Raw genomic sequence first — 17,341 nt, forward strand, 5'->3', positions numbered from 1 at the left:
TGCGAAAAATGGAGCGCGGATATGACATTTCCGATCATTCTGGTCATCGTCGTGATGGTCGCCGGCTTCGCGGCGACGATCGCGATCGGGCAATCCAGAGCCAATAAAGAAGGCAATCCGGACTATTTCCGGCAGACGGGCAAGAAATGGGCGAATCTGAGCTGGATCTACGTCATCTGCACGATCGCGATCGTTGCCGTGCTGATTTATGCGTTGAACCGATAACGTTTGTTCAAGGGGCCGCGCTTTGCGCGGCTCTTTTTTGCGCAATGGCGCAGTTGTCCGACATCATCGAGCAACGGTACAGTCGGGCACATATTCGAATCCTGCCCGGAATACAGTGAAGGATAGCAGCTTGTCTCGCGATATCCGAACGAAAAGGGGTTGGATTCTTATATGCGAACGATAGCGCCTTCCATCGCGATGCTCGGCATCGGAACCGCGGTACCCGCGCACAAGCTGGATCAGCTCGATACGGCCCAGCGTCTTGCGGAGGCCCTTCGGGAGACGCCCGACGCAGCCCGCTGGGCCAGACGCCTGTTCAAGCAGTGCGGCGTGCAAACCCGCTACACTTGCGAGCCCGCGCTGCTTGAGCCGGCGGCGAGCAACCGTTATTTCGCCCAGCTGTCGGGGCTGCCTGTGCCGGCGACCTCGCAGCGGATGGCGACGTACAAGCAGGCGTCCGTGCCGCTAGCGCTTCGCGCGGCTTCCGCGGCGCTCGCAGACGCGCGCGTCTCGCCTTCCGCGCTGACGCATCTGTTGACGGTCAGCTGTACGGGGCAGTTTCTGCCGGGGCTGGACGCCGAGCTGGCCAAGACGCTCGGTTTAAAGGACACGGTGAACCGCATCCCGCTGACCTTTCTCGGCTGCGCGGCCGGACTTAAAGCGATCGGCCTCGCCCGCGACATCGCGAGCGGACAGCAGGGCGCGACGGTGCTGGTCGTCTGCGTCGAGCTGTGCACGCTGCATATTCAGCCTTCCGCAGCGAAGGAAGCGCTGTTCGGCGCCTCGTTTTTCGGAGACGGCGCGTCCGCCTGCGTGATCGGCGCGTCGGCCGACGACGAGCGGGATGTCTTCGAGCTGGGCAAGCCGACCAGCGCGCTGCTGCCGGAGGGCGAAGGCGAGATGGTATGGGAGGTCGGCGATCACGGCTTCGACCTTTATTTGTCTTCCCGCATCCCGGCTTTGATCGGGCGTTATTTGCCGGAGCGCTTGGACGAATTGCTTGGCCGGCGGGAGACATGGCCCGGCATCTGGGCGATTCACCCCGGCGGCAAAGGGATCATCGACGCGCTCGAAGCGGAGCTCGGACTGGACGAAGCGCGCACCGGATATAGCAGGGGCGTGCTGCGCGACTTCGGCAACATGTCTTCGGCGACGCTCTTGTTCGTGCTCGACGCCATTCGGGCGGCCCAACGCGAAAAAGGGGCGCCGCGCACGGAAGGCGTCTGCCTCGCCTTCGGACCGGGGCTGTCGTGCGAGCTGCTGCCGATTGCGTATCGGCCAGTCGGCCTGCGCCCGGCGCATTCGAATGCGGAGCCCGGCGCTCGCGATGGCGAGCCGAGCGGCGAAGCGCGGTTAGCGTCCCATGTTTAGGCCGCTCGAGGTTCGCGCCCGGGCGCCCGAGCTGATGGACGACCTGGCGCAGGGCGGAGCCGAGCTGCGCGAAGCGCTCCGTCATTTGCGCAGGCTGAACCGCCTGTTCGCCGCATCCGGGAGAACGCTGTCCGGCGTCGCCTCGCTCTGGGAGCTGGCAGGCAGGCCGAGACGCCTGACGGTGCTCGACGTCGGCTCGGGCTCCGGGGACGTCAACGCCGCGCTGCTCCGTTGGGCCGATGCGCGCGGCGTCAAGATCGGAATCACGCTCGCGGATCGGACGGAAGAGGCATGCGCCGAGGCCAGGGCGCTGTATGCGGACGAGCCTCGCGTGCGCGTCTTGCGGCAAGAGCTGTTCGCGCTGGAGGAGGGGGGGCGGCCGATATCGTGACCGCTTCCCAGTTCGTTCATCATTTTGCGGACGAGGAGCTGCCGGACGTCGCAAGCGCGATGCTGAAGGCGTCCCGGCTCGGCATCGTCATTCAGGATATCCACCGTCACTGGCTTGCCTGGACGGCCGTGTGGCTGGCGTCCCGGCTCATATCCGGCAACAGGTATGTCGTCAACGACGGTCCATTGTCGGTCGCGAAGGGCTTCCGTGCCGCGGATTGGGAGCGGCTGCGCGAGCGGCTCGGCGAGCGGCGGCTTGCTTACAGCTGGCGGCCTTTGTTCCGGTACGTCGTTACTGTGCCGAAGGCTGCCCCTCCGAGGGAGGAAGCGAAAGAAACGGGGGCGATGCCGCTTGATCGCGGTTAAGGACGGCTCGGCATCGTTTCCGGACTCGGTGGATGCGGCGATCATCGGCGCGGGGATCGCGGGCAGCGGCCTCGCCAAGGCGCTCGCGGACCGCGGGCGGAAGGTGCTGCTGATCGACAGGAAGACGTTCCCCCCGGCACAAGGCATGCGGGGGAATTTCTGTCGCCGGAGTCGATCGGCATGCTCGCCGAGCTCGGCTTCGCAGCGGCGATCCGGGCGCTCGGTCCGGCCGAGATCCGGGCGGCGCGAATCCATGCCTTCGGCGGCGCGCCTTTGCGCATGCCGTTGCCCGGTACAGGCTGGGGGGCTGAGCCGCCACGCCCTCGACGCGACGCTGCACCGCGAAGCCGAACTTGCCGGCGCAGCGATCGCGACGGGCGCGGCCGTCGCCGCGATGCGGCGCGACGCGGACGGCTATGCGCTTGATCTCGCGCAAGGCGGACGCTCGCGCATCGTGCGCGCGCGCGCCGTCATCGGCGCGTGGGGCGGCAACGGACGCGTGCCGGATATAACCGGCCGGCAACGAACGAGCAAACCTGCACTTTCGCCTTATCTCGGCGTTAAAATGCATTTCGCGGGCATGGAAGCCGCGGAAGAGGTCGAGCTCTACTTTTTTTAAAGGCGGCTATCTGGGCTTGTCGCCTGCGGGCGGCGGCATCGTCAACGCCGCCGCGCTGTTCGACAGAAGCGCGTGCCGGGAGGCGCCGACCGCCGTGCAGGGCTGGCTCGATCTGGCGCGAGCCCGCTGTCCCGCGCTCGCAAGGCGATTGGCCGGCGCGGCGCCCGTTCCGGGCACGCAGGCCGCAGTCGCGCCGGTGCGCTTGTACGCGAAGCCGACCCCTTGGGACGGCGTCCCGCTCGTCGGCGACGCGTGCGCCGCGATTCCCCCGCTCTGCGGGGACGGCATGTCGATGGCGCTGCGCGCCGCGCAGCTGTGCGCGGCGTCCGCCGAGCGCTACCTTTGCGGCGCGCTGTCCCTTAGCGAGTGGGAGGAAGCTTACGCCCTCGCGATTCGGGGCGCGTTCAGCGGCCCGCTGCGGTGGGGGGAACCTGCTTCAGCGCGCTGCAGGCAAGCCGCCTCTGGCGCGTACGGCGCTGGCCGCGGCGCGCTTCGCGCCGCGGCTCGGCGGCCTGCTCGTGCGGGCGACCCGGCTCGGGTCGACGCAGCGCGCTTAACCGTTGCGGCACTGTTTTGCTCGAGCAAGGTCCGACCACAAGGTTTCGACGCACGCCTAACGACAGGGTAGACGCCGCTCGCATCCTGTAATATAATCGTGTCAAGTTCATAAGCGCGGCGGAGAAAAGGAGAGCACGCGACTCAGGTCCCCACGGGACGAGTTCGTGATTTCCTTTTTCTTTTTTTTCACAGACCGAACGGAGGCGCCCATCATGCCATTCAGCCGACAGCGCATACTTCCCGCGGCGCGCAAGGTCAAGGATCTTGAAAAGCTGCTGCGGCTGCCTTACGCGTATATCGTGCTGCTCGACATGCACGTCGCGCAGCTGCAGCCGATCGTGCAGCTGGCCAAGTCGAACGGCAAGAAGCCGATCGTGCACGCGGACCTGATCGAAGGACTCAAGAACGACGAATACGCAGCCGAATTCATCTGCCAGATCGCGAAGCCGGCCGGCATCGTCAGTACCCGCGCAAGCGTCATCGCGAAGACGAAGCAGAACAAGCTGCTCGCGATCCAGCGCCTTTTCCTGCTCGATACCAACGCGCTTGAAAAGAGCTATACGATGTTCGAACGGACGCAGCCCGACTATATCGAGGTGCTGCCGGGCGTCATTCCGCATATGATCGCCGAGGTGCACGCGCGCACCGGCATTCCCGTCTTCGCCGGCGGTCTCATTCGCTCGGTGAACGATGTGGAGCAAGCGCTTGCGGCCGGCGCTTCCGCGGTTACGACCTCCAACACGGCCTTATGGAAGCATTACGTTACGGACGAGAACGGGCGACGATAGAAGACGATAGGGGGGCGAATATGGTTAATCGATATATTCTGGCGCTCGACCAAGGGACGACGAGCTCCCGCGCGATTCTTTTCGACAAGGGCGGCCGCGCCGTCGCCGCGGCGCAGCAGGAGATCAAACAGTACTTTCCCAAGCCCGGCTGGGTCGAGCACGACGCCAACGAGATCTGGCTGTCCGTCCTGGGCGTTATCGCGCGCGCGCTGACGGATGCCGACGTCCTGCCGGAGCAGATCGAAGCGATCGGCATCACCAACCAGCGCGAGACGACGGTCGTCTGGGACCGCCATACGGGACGGCCGATCCATCGCGCGGTCGTGTGGCAGTCCAGGCAGACCAACGAGATTTGCGAATCGTTAAAACAACGGGGTCTGGACGGTTTGTTCAGGCAGAAGACGGGGCTGCTCGTCGACGCTTACTTTTCCGGAACGAAAATCAAGTGGCTGCTCGATCATGTGGAGGGCGCAAGGGAGCGGGCGGCGCGCGGCGACCTGCTCTTCGGCACGATCGATACGTGGCTCGTCTGGAAGATGAGCGGTGGCAAGGCGCACGTGACCGATTATTCCAACGCTTCTCGCACGCTGCTGTTCAACATCCATACGCTCGAATGGGACGAAGAGCTGCTGGACATGCTGGACGTGCCGCGCGGGATGCTGCCCGAGGTTCGATCCTCCTCCGAAGTCTACGCGCATACGGTGGATCACCACTTTTTCGGGCGCAACATTCCGATCGCGGGAATCGCGGGCGATCAGCAGGCCGCGCTGTTCGGGCAAGCCTGCTTCGAAAAGGGCATGGTTAAAAACACGTACGGCACCGGGTGCTTCATGCTTATGAATACGGGCGCGGACGCGGTCGCGTCCAAGCACGGGCTGCTGACCACGATCGCTTGGGGGGCTCGGCGGAAAAGTGGAGTACGCGCTCGAAGGCAGCGTCTTCGTCGCGGGCTCGGCGCTTCAATGGCTGCGGGACGGCCTGCGCATGCTGAAGCGTTCGGCCGACAGCGAGACGTATGCCGCGCGGGTGGATTCGTCCGAAGGCGTCTACGTCGTCCCGGCGTTCGTCGGCTTGGGGACGCCGTATTGGGACAGCGACGTACGCGGCGCGATCTTCGGCTTGACGCGGGGCACGACCAAGGAGCATTTCATCCGCGCCACGCTCGAATCGCTCGCCTACCAGAGCAAGGACGTGCTGGACGCGATGATCGAGGATTCGGGGCTGCCGCTGCGGCGGCTGCGCGTCGACGGCGGGGCCGTCGCCAACGGCCTGCTCATGCAGTTCCAGAGCGACCTGCTCGGCGCGGAGGTCGAGCGACCTTCCGTCGGCGAGACGACCGCGCTCGGCGCGGCTTACCTGGCAGGTCTTGCTGTCGGCTATTGGCAGAGCAAGCGGGATATCGCGGACAGTTGGCGGCTCGACCGCTCGTTCAAGCCCGCCATGGAGGACGAAGAGCGGCAGCGATTGTATGCGGGCTGGCGCAAGGCGGTTCGGGCCGCCATGGCTTTCAAATAAACGACAAGTTCATATCCGGTCGGAGATCAGGAGAAACCACGATATCGGCCGCGCCGCTTGGGCGCGGTCTGCATCATCGTGGTTTTGCTGTATTCGAAAACGAAAGAAAGAGGGCATCGACATGACATACGGATTTTCGGCGAAGGGCCGGAGCGGCAAGCTGGCGGAGATGGAAGAAGAATGGTTCGACGTGGCGGTCGTCGGCGGCGGCATAACCGGGGCAGGCATCGCGCTGGACGCGCAGCAAAGGGGGATGAAAACCGCGTTGATCGAGATGCAGGACTTCGCGTCCGGCACCTCGAGCCGGTCGACGAAGCTGGTGCACGGCGGACTGCGGTACCTGAAACAGTTGGAAGTCAAGATGGTCGCCGAGGTCGGCAAGGAAAGGGCGATCGTCTACGAGAACGGGCCGCACGTCACGATGCCCGAGCGCATGCTGCTGCCTTTGTACAAGGGCGGAACGTTCGGTCGTTTGAGCACCTCGCTGGGCTTGCGCCTGTACGATTTTCTGGCCGGCGTGAAGCGGGACGAACGACGGCGCATGCTGAGCCCGGCGGACACGCTGGCGCTGGAGCCGTTGTTAAAAAAAGGAAGGCATGCGCGGCGGCGGTTCGTACGTAGAATATCGGACGGACGATGCGCGCCTGACGATCGAGGTGCTCAAGAAAGCGGCCGAATCGGGCGTCAAGGCCGTCAACTATGCCAAGGCCGAGCGGTTTTTATACGATGAAAAAGGCAAGGCCACGGGCCTGCTGGTCCGCGATCTGATCGGCGGCGGCGAATACCGCATCCGCGCGCGCCGGATCGTCAATGCCGCGGGGCCATGGGTCGACGCGCTGCGCGAGCTGGACCGGTCGAAGCGGGGCAAGACGCTGCGGCTTACCAAAGGCGTCCACCTCGTTTTCGACGGCGTTCGCTTCCCGCTGCGCCAGGCCATCTACTTCGATACGCCGGACGGCCGGATGGTGTTCGCGATTCCGCGAAACGGCAAGACGTACGTCGGCACGACGGATACGGACTATGCGGGGGATACGGCGCAGCCGCGGGCGACGCCCGAGGACCGGGACTATCTGCTGGCCGCCTGCAACGGCATGTTCCCGTCTCTTCGGCTCGGCGCGCGGGACGTCGAGTCGAGCTGGGCGGGGTTGCGGCCGCTCATTTACGAGGAAGGAAAATCTCCCTCCGAGGTGTCGCGGCGCGACGAAATTTTCGTGTCGCCGTCCGGATTGGTCACGATCGCCGGAGGGAAGCTGACCGGCTACCGCAAAATGGCCGAGACCGTCGTCGACCGTCTGGCGGCATCGCTGCGCGCCGACGGACGCGGGCCGTTCGGTCCCTGCGCGACGCGGAAGCTGCCGATCTCGGGCGGCGACGTCGGCGGCTCCGCAAGCTTCACGCAATATGCGCGAACGGCGGCTGCGGAAGGGCAAGCGGCCGGCCTGAACGCCGATGCGGCGCTGCGAATCGCTTGCCGGTACGGCTCGAACGCCGGCGCCGTGTTCCGGCGCATCGCGAGAAGGCAGGCCGGCGAGCGCAGCGCCGGACTGCCGGACGAGGTCTATGGCATGCTCGTCTACGCGATCGAGGAGGAGATGGCGGCGAAGCCGGCCGATTTCCTGATCAGGCGGACAGGCGCGATGTTTTTCGACATCGGCTGGGTCAGAAGCAACCGGGCGGCGGTCGTCGCTTACATGACCGAAGCGCTCCAATATACCGAAGCGCAGCGTTCAGACTACGCGGACGAGGTGGAGCGGGAACTGGCGGCCGCTGCCGAGATCTGAACAGCATGCGAAAATTAGAACGCAAACGGTCTTCATGAATGACCGCGGCTAGGGTAAGATTAATTAAACCGACAATTTGGCAAAGCGAGGAGTCGCGCATGAAGATCGTGGTCGTCTCGGATACGCACATGCCTCGCATGAGCAAACGGCTGCCTGCGGCGCTGCAATACGAGCTGAAGGACGCGGCGGCGATCATCCACGCCGGGGACTGGACCCGAATGTCGGTATACGAGGCGTTGGCCGAGTACGCCCCGGTGTTCGGCGTGATCGGGAACAACGATGGACCGGAGATCGCGGCGAAGTTCGGCATGCGAACGCTGCTGACGCTGGGCGGCTGCCGCATCGGCGTCGTGCACGGACACGGCGCGGCGCTGCGGACGAAGACCGAGGCGCATGCCGTAGCGGCGTTTAAAGACGAACGCCCGGATGCGATCGTGTACGGTCATTCGCACATTCCTGCGCTTCGGCGGGACGCGAAGAGCGGCATGCTGATTTTTAATCCGGGCTCGCCGACAGACAAGCGAAGGCAGGCACGGTATTCGTTCGGCATCATGACGGCGCTGGACGGCAAATTAAGCGCGAGACATGTTTTTTTATTCGGATAAAAACTAAGCCGAATGTACGCACGCGAAAGGAGACGTTATGATGCAACCCGTAACGACGACGGCCGGCTGGCGCTTCGACAACAGCTATGCGCGTCTGCCGTCCTTTTTTTTATTCGAAAATTTCGCTAAGCCCGGTCGCTTCGCCGAAGCTGGCCGTGCTGAACGAACGCTTGGCCGAGTCGCTCGGCTTGAACGAGGAAGCGCTGCGCAGCGAAGCGAGCGTGGCCGTCTTCGCCGGCAGCGCGGCGCCCGACGGCGCAGAGCCGCTCGCGCAAGCGTATGCGGGCCATCAGTTCGGACACCTTACGATGCTCGGAGACGGACGCGCGCTGCTGCTGGGCGAGCATATCGCGCCGAGAGGCGAGCGACTGGATATCCAGCTTAAAGGCTCGGGCAGAACGCCCTATTCGCGCGGCGGAGACGGCCGGGCGGCGCTCGGCCCGATGCTGCGGGAGTATATCGTCAGCGAGGCGATGCACGGCCTGGGCATTCCGACGACGCGAAGCCTGGCCGTAGCATTGACAGGCGAGCCCGTATATCGCGAGGACGAGCTGCCTGGCGCCGTGCTCGCCCGCGTGGCCGCAAGCCATATTCGCGTAGGGACGTTCCAGTACGCCGCCGGCGCCGGCGGGGCCGATCAAGTTCGCGAGCTAGCCGATTATGCGTTGCGAAGGCATTATCCGGATATTGATGCCGGCGATTATTTATCGTTCCTTCAGGCTGTCGTCCGCCGGCAGGCGTCGCTGATCGCGAAGTGGCAGTTGGTCGGCTTCGTGCACGGCGTCATGAATACGGACAACATGGCGATAAGCGGGGGAGACGATCGATTACGGACCCTGCGCGTTCCTCGACGCGTACGATCCGTCGACGGTGTTCAGCTCGATCGATGCCCACGGGCGCTATGCTTACGACCAGCAGCCGCGGATCGCGGCCTGGAACCTGGCGCGGTTCGCCGAGACGCTCCTCCCGCTGCTCGACGAAGACGAGGCGCGGGCGGTCGCCTTGGCAGAGCAAGAGATCGCCGCATTTCCCGATCTGTTCGAAGCCGAGTGGCAGACGGGCATGCGGGCGAAGCTCGGGATATTGGACGAAGCGCCCGAAGACGCAGCGCTTGCGCGGGACTTGCTCGATCTGATGGAGACGCATCGGGCCGACTTTACGAACACGTTCGCGAGCTTGTCCTCGGGCGCGGCCGCAGGGGGGACCTCTGTTCGAATCGGATGCGTTCGCCGGCTGGCAAGGCAGATGGAAAGCCCGAATCGGCGGCGCGGACGAAGCGGTTGCCGGCTCGCGGCAAACGATGCGGCGCAGCAATCCCGCCGCGATCGCCCGCAACCATCGCGTCGAAGAAGCGCTTGCGGCGGCCGTAGAGCGCGGCGATTACGGCGTCCTCGATCGGCTGGTCGATGCGCTCCGCGATCCTTTTGCCTACGCGCCGGAGCAAGCCGCATACGCCGCGCCGCCGGATCCGTCATGCGGCAGATACAGAACGTTTTGCGGCACCTGAAGTGTTTCATTCGCAAAATGCGATGCAACGCGCAAGGTCAATGGTCTTAATCCGCATGCAGCCTCGCTTCGGCATTTCGGGACGATATCCTGCGAAGAGACGCCACACAGCGTCTCTTCGCCGCCCGTGGCCGCGGTCTCCCGCCTACATACGCCTCACAGCTTCACTTATCCAGGTTTGCCTCGCGTTCCCCGCAACCGCAGCCACAGCACCTCATTCGCACAGTCAACCATGACATCCCGACTGTTTTTCGCCAATGCCATAGATAAGGTCTATGCCACTTCTCCGATCTATCAATTACCTTTATGGTTAGAATTTGATTTATAGTGAATCCAGAGCAAGCGACAAGAGGAGGAGAACCCTTTGACCATCCGTTTCGATTACAGCCATGCCCTGTCCTTTATGCAGCAGCACGAGATCGACTATGCCGCCGAATTCGTGGCCGCCGCGCACCGCATGCTCCACGAGAAGCAAGGCCCGGGTTCGGACTACCTCGGTTGGGTGGACCTGCCCGCTGCCTACGACCGGGAAGAATTCGCACGCATCAAGGAGGCAGCCGCGAGAATACGCGGCAACTCGGACGCGCTCGTCGTCATCGGCATCGGCGGCTCCTACTTGGGCGCCAGGTCCGCGATCGAAGCGCTCTCCCATACGTTCCACAATCAGATGGGAGGCCGCACCCAGGTTTATTTCGCCGGACAGAACATCAGCTCCACGTATATGGCTCATCTGCTGGAGCTGCTGGAGGGCAAGGACCTGTCGGTGAACATCATTTCCAAATCCGGCACGACGACCGAGCCGGCCATCGCCTTCCGCATCCTGCGCGATTATATGGAGAAGAAATACGGCAAAGCGGAAGCCCGCAAACGCATCTACGCCACGACGGATGCCGAGAAGGGCGCGCTCAAGAAGCTGGCGGACGAGGAAGGGTACGAGACGTTCGTCATTCCGGACGACGTCGGCGGACGCTATTCCGTACTGACCGCCGTCGGCCTGCTGCCGATCGCGGCCGCCGGCCTGGATATCGACCGAATGATGGAAGGGGCGGCCGCGGCGGCGAAAAAGTATGCCGATCCGAACCTCGCCGCCAATGAAAGCTACCAATACGCCGCGGTCCGCAATGCGCTATATCGCAAGGGAAAAACGATCGAACTGCTGGCCAACTTCGAGCCGTCCCTCCACTACGTCTCCGAATGGTGGAAGCAGCTGTTCGGCGAGAGCGAAGGCAAGGATCAGAAGGGGCTGTACCCGGCTTCGGTCGACTTCTCGACCGACCTTCACTCCATGGGCCAATACGTGCAGGAGGGACGGCGGGATCTGTTCGAGACGGTGCTCGCGGTGAAAAAGGCGCGCGTGGAATGGACGATCGAAGCGGACGAGGGCAATCTGGACGGCTTGAACTTCCTGGCGGGAATGTCGATGGACGAGGTCAACCGCAAGGCCGCGGAGGGCACGCGCCTGGCTCACGTGGACGGCGGCGTTCCTAACCTGATCGTCGAGCTGGACGAGCTGAACGAGTATACGTACGGGGAAATGGTCTATTTCTTTGAAAAAGCGTGCGGCATCAGCGGCTTGCTGCTTGGCGTCAACCCGTTCGACCAGCCCGGCGTCGAAGCGTATAAAGTCAATATGTTCGCTTTGCTGGGCAAACCGGGCTTCGAAGCGAAAAAGGCCGAGCTGCTTAAACGTCTCGGCGAAGCCTGAGAAAAGCATTCGCAACGAATCGACGAGACCGACTGTCTGGCGGGTCGTTTCCGAAAGGAAGCACCCGTCCCGCAGACGGTCTCTTCTTGCATTCAAGAAGGAATGACTTGCGCCCTTCGCGCGTTGGAGCCATGAGAAGGATGCCTCCATGATACAATACCGTATAAAATGAACCGAATTTGCAATCGATCCGCCGGCTCTCGCAGTCTAAAATAAGGGAGGAAACGACGAACAGGCTTGACCACAATCGATACCTAAAGGGGATAATTGAATCATGTTGAAGGTTGGCGTTATCGGAACGGGCGGCATTTTCAAATTCGCGCATTTGCCGGGCTGGCTGTCCCACAAGGAAGTGGAGCTCGTCGCTTTTTGCGACGCCTTCCGCGCTTCGGCCGAGTCCGCTGCGCTCGCTTTTCCCGGGGCGAAGGTATACGAAGATTATCGCGAGCTGATCGCGGACCCGTCGATCGATATCGTCGGCATCAGCACGCCCAACCTGTACCACTCGGAGATCGCGATCGCGGCGCTGCGCAAGGGCAAGCATGTATTCTGCGAAAAGCCGGACGCGGTCAACGCCGAAGAGGCGCAAAAAATGGCGGACGCCGCGCGCGAATCGGGCAGGCTGCTCATGACGATGCGCAACAACCGTTTTAGCGAAGAGGCGAAGTTCATCAAAAAAGCTGATTACGCAAGGCAAGCTGGGCGAGATGTACATGGGCAGATGCGGCTGGATCCGCCGCCGAGGCATTCCAGGGCGCGGCGGCTGGTTTACGACCAAGGGGCTGTCGGGCGGCGGTCCGCTGATCGACCTTGGCGTGCATATGATCGATATGGCGATGTGGACCGCCGGCAATCCGAAGCCGGTCACCGTGTCGGGCTCCACGTACCGGAAGTTCGCGGACCGTCCCGACGCCGCCGGCAACGTACCCGAAGGCACGTTCGACGTCGAGGATCTGGCCGCGGGCTTTATCCGCTTCGACAGCGGCGCTTCGCTTCAGATCGAATTCAGCTGGGCATCGAATATCGAGGAGGAGCAGAAGTTCCTCGAATGGCGCGGCACGGAAGGCGGCTTCAGCCTGATCAACGACAAATTGAAGCTGTATACGGAAAAGGAGGGCGTGCTGATCGACGAGCAGCCGAGGTTCCCGGAGGCAGCAGTTCCGCAGCATACGGCCAACATCCGTCACTTCGTCGAATGCGTGCTCGGCCACGAGTCTCCGATTTTCTTGCCCGAGCACGGCGTGGATATGATCAAGATTTTGTCCGCGATTTACGAATCCGCCGAGCGCGGACAAGAGATCAGACTCTAAATACGCGTCTTGGCTGTTCCTTCTCGCTAACGTCAACCCGGTCCCCCGTCATTCGCCTTCAGGCGAACGATGGGGGATTTTGCTGCGGGATGCCCGACGTTCGATCGGGGCAAATTAAGCGGGCCCGATCATAATCATAAGCCGTGAGTGCTTCATGCCTAACGAAGGGAGGCCCGCCCCATGAAATTTCTGTTGAAGTGGCTCGTGAACGGCACCATCGCGACGACTTTGCTTATGTATTACTCCAATGCCTCGTTCCTTGGCTCCGTGACGACCGCGACGATTCTGACGATCATCGCGTACATGGTCGTCGACCAGATTATTTTGCGGTCCACCAACAACTTAATCGCGACCGTATCCGATGGCATCCTGGGCTATCTGGTGCTGTGGGTTGCGGCATCCACGATGAAATGGACGATCAGTCCGGGAGAAATTTTTATCGTCGCGCTCATTACCGGCATCGCCGAATTTTTTTATTCACCGCTATGTTTTTCAGGCCGAATCGTCATACCAACGCCAGCGCGCTTAATCGCAGCCGGCATTCCTAAACGACCGCGCGCGCGAAGATAGCCGTATCCGCGCTAGATTCTGGCTTTAAAAAAAGCGTTTTTATGCCCGCGCTACGGCGCGGGTATTATTTTTTTATAATCACTGACCGTATCTGTCAGCGTTAAGGGCTTATACTTCTGATCGTTGGACCGGTTAGAGATCGCGGGCCAGTCATGGATAAACGGCGATTCGCTTCGTTTCTCCCTGACGCATCAAGCGCATCGTCGCGGACAGATGACCGTCCTGATGAGACAAGCCGGACTTCGGCCGCCAGGTTTGTACGGACCGATCTACGAGGTTTGGATCGCGCAGGGAATGGCGCCTCGCGCTTGATTGACTTACAATAGAAAGAAAACGGTTCATGTCAACCGGAAGCGGGTAGCGCCATGACCAAGGCGGATAACATGCTGTCGATCTTGTGGATGCTCCGGTCCGGCAAGCGCAAGACGGCGAAGCAGCTGGCGGAAGCGCTCGATATTCACGTGAGGACCGTCTATCGGTGCATCGATTCGCTCTGCGCGAGCGGCGTGCCGATCGTCGCGGAGTCGGGGCCGAACGGCGGATATACGATTCTGAGCCGCTTTGCCGATTCCCCGCTCGTCTTCGACGCCGAGGAGCAGAAGAGTCTGATCCATGCCGCCATATTCGCCAAAGAAGCCGGCTATCCGCATACCGAAGCGCTGGACCGCGCGACGGACAAGCTGAAGCAATACGCGAACGAAGCGCAGCTTGAGGCGCTGGAACGGCACGGCGGTGGGCTGTCGGTCATTTATCCCCCGCTGGACGGCGCATTCCGGTCCTACTTGCAGAAGCTGGAGGAGGCCGCCGGACAGGGACGCACGGTGGAAATGACGTACGACAAGGGCAGGGGCGAGCCATCGCCCCCGCGCTTGTTCGATCCTTACGGCATCGTGTATTGGAAAGGAAACTGGTATGCGGTCGGACATTGCGGATACCGGGACGAAGTCAGAAGCTTCCGGGTCGACCGCATACGCGGGCTTCGTCGGACGGACGGACGCTTCGAACGCCCGGAGTCCTTTTCCGCAAAGGACTACTTGCTCGGACAGCTGCTTCGCGATTCCGCGGAGGGGACGAGTTGGGAGACGGTGAGCATTCATGGTCAGGAGCAAGCGCTGAACGAACTGTGCCGGCATTGGCTGTTCGGACACGCGCTTACCTGCCGCGAGCCGGAAAAGGCGACCTTTAAGCTCGAGCGGTCGACGCTGACGACGTACGTGCCCTATTTTTTGATGCCGTACGGGACGGCTTTGCGGATCGAATCGCCGCTGCTGGTTCGTCGAATGCGGGAGGCGGGTGCCAAACTTCTTGCCCACTACGAACAAATGGAGCCTGTCAACGATAACGGAGAGGGAGATGACGAATGAGCAAATTCGCGATGTTCGGAAAGTTGACGGCCGTGCCCGGAAAACGCCGGGAGCTCGCCGATATGATGCTGGCGTCCGACGATACGTTGAGCGAAATGGAAGGGTGCATTTATTATATTATCCACGAAGCCGAGGAAGAGCCCGACGTGCTGTGGATCACAGAGCTGTGGGAGAGCCGGGAAGCGCATGCGGCCAGCTTGCAAAACGAGCAGGTTCGCGAGCTGATCGGCCGCTGTCGGCATCTGATCGCGAATGCGGGAGGCATTAAAGTCAAGCCGCTCGGCGGCAAAGGATATTAATGTACCTTCCGATCCTGAGCGAAGGGGATACCGTTAAAACCTCGAAAAGCGACGTGAAACGCACCCCGTAGACTACAACAGACTTTGGAATCAAACAACCGGCGGCTGACCAAGACTTGTAAAATAAGTATTGGACTTCCGCTGTTGTCGTTAAACCTTAATAACTTTATCAAAACAGTAAGAATCTCTGTCATAGCCATTACGCTCATAGAAAGCATGAGCACCAGTTCGCTTCATCCCCGTACACTTCGTAACCGTGCGTACGCCAAGCACCTCGCTCCATAAGAAAACAACCTCGGCATAATCTTCTGCTTCAACTTCTCGTATTATAATTTCCATGCTCATCCCCCAATCTACAACTTTACGGCTAAATGAACATCATACGACTATTGTCATGACATCGTCCATGGATGCATGTTGATTCGAGTGCCGACCAGGGACCTGGGAAGGTAATGCGGAAAGGTGCGAATTGGAACTGTTGCGTGGTCGCATTGAATAGGGGAGAGTGGGGAGTGGGGGAGAGCGGACTCAGGGGACGCTATTTCGTAAAAATCGGTCTCTTTCGCGATCGTTTCGGACAGGAGGGACGTTATGTGCCGCCCTCAGTGAAGAATCGAGCCGAAACGGTCTAAATAACGGCCACTGGGTCCGATCGTGGGCCGCGAATCGCGATATGAGCAAGGATTGCGTCTCCTCGGTCCGCTCTAAGCCCTGGTGCGAAAACTTCTCGGCCACAGACGGCTTTAATCGGCACCGCCGGAAGGGGTTATAACTTTATTTATGTCATGAAAAGTAACATAAAGAGCACTCTCTGCTCTGCATCCGCTTTCACCAATAAATGTAAGCGAACACAACGCTTCTTTTCATTGTCGAATCCGAACAACAGGCAAAAATAAGCTAATAAAAACAATTTGCGGCCATTTGAATGTGATTTAAATTTACATAATATGAGGTTAGGCCAGACAACAAGCTGAAACGGGGAGAGATACGAGAGATGAAAAAGAATGTAGCGGCAACTATGGCAATGGCACTTGGCGTCGGACTGCTGGCGGGCTGCGGAAGCGGCAGCGACGATACGAACGCATCGGCATCTTCGCCTGCGGCAAGCGCATCGGGATCCGCAGCGGCAAGCCCTTCCGGCTCCGCAGCGAGCGGAGAAGCGGCAGAGGGCAACCTGAAGGGTACGATCACCTGGGCGACGCACCGTACCGAGCTGGTCGATACCGACCTGAAGAAGTATGTGGATGCGTTCGAGGCGAAGTACCCGGGCACGGAGGTCAAGATCGAAGGCCTCAAGGATTACGAGCAAACGATCCGCGTGCGCATGGCGGCGAACGAGCTGCCGGACGTGCTGTCGCTCGTCGAAACGACGAAGTCGGACCTGCCGAAGTTTTACGAGCCGCTCGACGATCTCGGCCTCACCGACAACATTTACTTCAAAGACTACAATTCCTATGAAGGCAAGCTTTACGGCATTACGCAGCAGGTCGCGATCAACGGTCTGCTCTACAACAAGCAGGCATTCGAGAAAGCCGGCATCGCCGCGCCGCCGAAGACGCTGGACGAGCTGTACGCGGACGCGGACAAGCTCAAAGCCGCGGGCATCGTCCCGATGGCGACGGCGTTCAAGGATGCCTGGACGCTGCAGTACTGGACGGATCCGGCCGAGTTCATCTACGGCAGCACGAACCTGCGCAACGACAAGATCAACTCGGACGCGCCGTTCACGGTAGACGGCCCTTACGGGCAAGGCCTCGGTATTCTGAAGAATTTGTTCGACAAGGGCGAGCTGGAGAAGGACGTATACTCCGCGACGTGGGACCAAACGCAAAAGGATCTGGCCTCGGGCAAAGCCGCTATGATGTACATCGGCAACTGGGCGATCTCGAACCTGATCAACAACGGTCTGCCGCTTGAACAAATCGGCTTCGCGCCGCTGCCGTACGACAACAGCGGCACGGTCAAAGGCATGATGCGCAACGACTGGGCATACGCCGTCAGCTCCACGAGCAAAAACAAGCCGCTCGCCAAAGCGTTCATCAAGTTCATGATCGAGGAATCCGGCGACTATGCGGATCACATGATCATCTCGCCGCTTAAGGACCAGCCGCAAGACCTGGCGCCGATCGCAGACTTCATGGCGAACAAGCCGGAAATGCTTGAAGCGCAATCGGTGAGCGAGCAAGTGACCGCGGTCGAGAACAAAATGCAATTCGATACGTTCAAGTTCATTCAAGAAGTGACGGTCGGCAAAATGCAGAGCGTGTTCGACAACTACAATAAAAAATGGAAAGCAGCGAAAGCCGCCGTCGCGAAGTAAGCAAGCGACAAGCTCCGCAGCCCGATTCCGACCGACAAAACGGATGGCC

Annotated in this window: 13 protein-coding genes and 5 pseudogenes; all 18 read left to right on the forward strand. The window is 61.2% G+C overall.

What is annotated here, in order from left to right; all coding sequences use genetic code 11:
• Positions 1-21 precede the first annotated feature (21 nt).
• Positions 22-225, forward strand: coding sequence for a hypothetical protein (locus OMP40_RS27280; protein WP_277536022.1), 204 nt, complete (start codon positions 22-24; stop codon positions 223-225).
• Between the two features lie 171 nt (positions 226-396).
• The gene (locus OMP40_RS27285; RefSeq protein WP_277536023.1) at positions 397-1,596 is read left to right on the forward strand and encodes a type III polyketide synthase; all 1,200 of its coding nucleotides are present in this window, start codon (positions 397-399) and stop codon (positions 1,594-1,596) included.
• A pseudogene (locus tag OMP40_RS27290) lies at positions 1,589-2,352 on the forward strand (methyltransferase domain-containing protein). Before OMP40_RS27285 ends, OMP40_RS27290 begins: the two are co-directional and overlap by 8 nt.
• Positions 2,339-2,971, forward strand: coding sequence for an NAD(P)/FAD-dependent oxidoreductase (locus OMP40_RS27295; protein WP_277536025.1), 633 nt, complete (start codon positions 2,339-2,341; stop codon positions 2,969-2,971). Before OMP40_RS27290 ends, OMP40_RS27295 begins: the two are co-directional and overlap by 14 nt.
• 16 nt (positions 2,972-2,987) lie before the next feature.
• Positions 2,988-3,599 carry an NAD(P)/FAD-dependent oxidoreductase gene (locus OMP40_RS27300; RefSeq protein ID WP_277536027.1) on the forward strand — a complete coding sequence of 204 codons (612 nt, stop codon included), beginning with the start codon at positions 2,988-2,990 and terminating at the stop codon, positions 3,597-3,599.
• A gap of 142 nt (positions 3,600-3,741) precedes the next feature.
• Entirely contained in the window at positions 3,742-4,317 is a 576-nt protein-coding gene (locus OMP40_RS27305) for a glycerol-3-phosphate responsive antiterminator (RefSeq protein ID WP_277536029.1), read from the forward strand.
• Positions 4,318-4,337: 20 nt separating this feature from the next.
• A pseudogene (glpK, locus tag OMP40_RS27310) lies at positions 4,338-5,832 on the forward strand (glycerol kinase GlpK).
• 121 nt (positions 5,833-5,953) lie between these two features.
• Positions 5,954-7,613: pseudogene (locus OMP40_RS27315) on the forward strand (glycerol-3-phosphate dehydrogenase/oxidase).
• Positions 7,614-7,711: 98 nt separating this feature from the next.
• Positions 7,712-8,218 (forward strand): metallophosphoesterase family protein, encoded by a 507-nt coding sequence (locus tag OMP40_RS27320; RefSeq protein WP_277536030.1) that lies wholly within the window; start codon positions 7,712-7,714, stop codon positions 8,216-8,218.
• Positions 8,219-8,255: 37 nt separating this feature from the next.
• Positions 8,256-9,725, forward strand: a pseudogene (locus OMP40_RS27325) (protein adenylyltransferase SelO).
• A 363-nt stretch (positions 9,726-10,088) separates the two neighbouring features.
• A complete protein-coding gene (locus OMP40_RS27330; protein WP_277536032.1) occupies positions 10,089-11,429 on the forward strand; it encodes a glucose-6-phosphate isomerase in 1,341 nt (446 codons plus the stop codon).
• A 274-nt stretch (positions 11,430-11,703) separates the two neighbouring features.
• Positions 11,704-12,000 (forward strand): annotated as a pseudogene (locus OMP40_RS27335) (Gfo/Idh/MocA family protein); the annotation flags it as partial.
• Between the two features lie 142 nt (positions 12,001-12,142).
• On the forward strand, positions 12,143-12,739 hold the full coding sequence (locus tag OMP40_RS27340; protein ID WP_277536034.1) for a Gfo/Idh/MocA family protein: 597 nt from the start codon (positions 12,143-12,145) through the stop codon (positions 12,737-12,739).
• 180 nt (positions 12,740-12,919) lie between these two features.
• Positions 12,920-13,309 carry a DUF2512 family protein gene (locus tag OMP40_RS27345; protein WP_277536036.1) on the forward strand — a complete coding sequence of 130 codons (390 nt, stop codon included), beginning with the start codon at positions 12,920-12,922 and terminating at the stop codon, positions 13,307-13,309.
• A gap of 123 nt (positions 13,310-13,432) precedes the next feature.
• Complete coding sequence (locus OMP40_RS27350) at positions 13,433-13,621, forward strand: DinB family protein (protein WP_277536038.1); 189 nt, start codon at positions 13,433-13,435, stop codon at positions 13,619-13,621.
• Positions 13,622-13,674: 53 nt separating this feature from the next.
• Positions 13,675-14,673: a helix-turn-helix transcriptional regulator gene (locus tag OMP40_RS27355; protein ID WP_277536039.1), complete on the forward strand. Its 999-nt coding sequence runs from the start codon at positions 13,675-13,677 to the stop codon at positions 14,671-14,673.
• Positions 14,670-14,972, forward strand: a complete 303-nt coding sequence (locus OMP40_RS27360; protein ID WP_277536040.1) for a putative quinol monooxygenase — start codon at positions 14,670-14,672, stop codon at positions 14,970-14,972. Before OMP40_RS27355 ends, OMP40_RS27360 begins: the two co-directional genes overlap by 4 nt.
• Positions 14,973-15,966: 994 nt before the next feature.
• Positions 15,967-17,292, forward strand: a complete 1,326-nt coding sequence (locus OMP40_RS27365) for an ABC transporter substrate-binding protein (protein WP_277536042.1) — start codon at positions 15,967-15,969, stop codon at positions 17,290-17,292.
• Positions 17,293-17,341 lie beyond the last annotated feature (49 nt).

This window comes from Cohnella rhizosphaerae, from assembly GCF_029525575.1.
Classification (GTDB): Bacteria; Bacillota; Bacilli; order Paenibacillales; family Paenibacillaceae; genus Cohnella; species Cohnella rhizosphaerae.

What these genes read in the sequence shown, in the direction of transcription:
- OMP40_RS27365 (WP_277536042.1), top strand. Translation starts at nt 15,967, where the DNA reads ATGAAAAAGAATGTAGCGGCAACTATGGCAATGGCACTTGGCGTCGGA.
- OMP40_RS27320 (WP_277536030.1), top strand. Translation starts at nt 7,712, where the DNA reads ATGAAGATCGTGGTCGTCTCGGATACGCACATGCCTCGCATGAGCAAA.
- OMP40_RS27285 (WP_277536023.1), top strand. Translation starts at nt 397, where the DNA reads ATGCGAACGATAGCGCCTTCCATCGCGATGCTCGGCATCGGAACCGCG.
- OMP40_RS27345 (WP_277536036.1), top strand. Translation starts at nt 12,920, where the DNA reads ATGAAATTTCTGTTGAAGTGGCTCGTGAACGGCACCATCGCGACGACT.
- OMP40_RS27340 (WP_277536034.1), top strand. Translation starts at nt 12,143, where the DNA reads ATGGGCAGATGCGGCTGGATCCGCCGCCGAGGCATTCCAGGGCGCGGC.
- OMP40_RS27305 (WP_277536029.1), top strand. Translation starts at nt 3,742, where the DNA reads ATGCCATTCAGCCGACAGCGCATACTTCCCGCGGCGCGCAAGGTCAAG.
- OMP40_RS27280 (WP_277536022.1), top strand. Translation starts at nt 22, where the DNA reads ATGACATTTCCGATCATTCTGGTCATCGTCGTGATGGTCGCCGGCTTC.
- OMP40_RS27360 (WP_277536040.1), top strand. Translation starts at nt 14,670, where the DNA reads ATGAGCAAATTCGCGATGTTCGGAAAGTTGACGGCCGTGCCCGGAAAA.
- OMP40_RS27355 (WP_277536039.1), top strand. Translation starts at nt 13,675, where the DNA reads ATGACCAAGGCGGATAACATGCTGTCGATCTTGTGGATGCTCCGGTCC.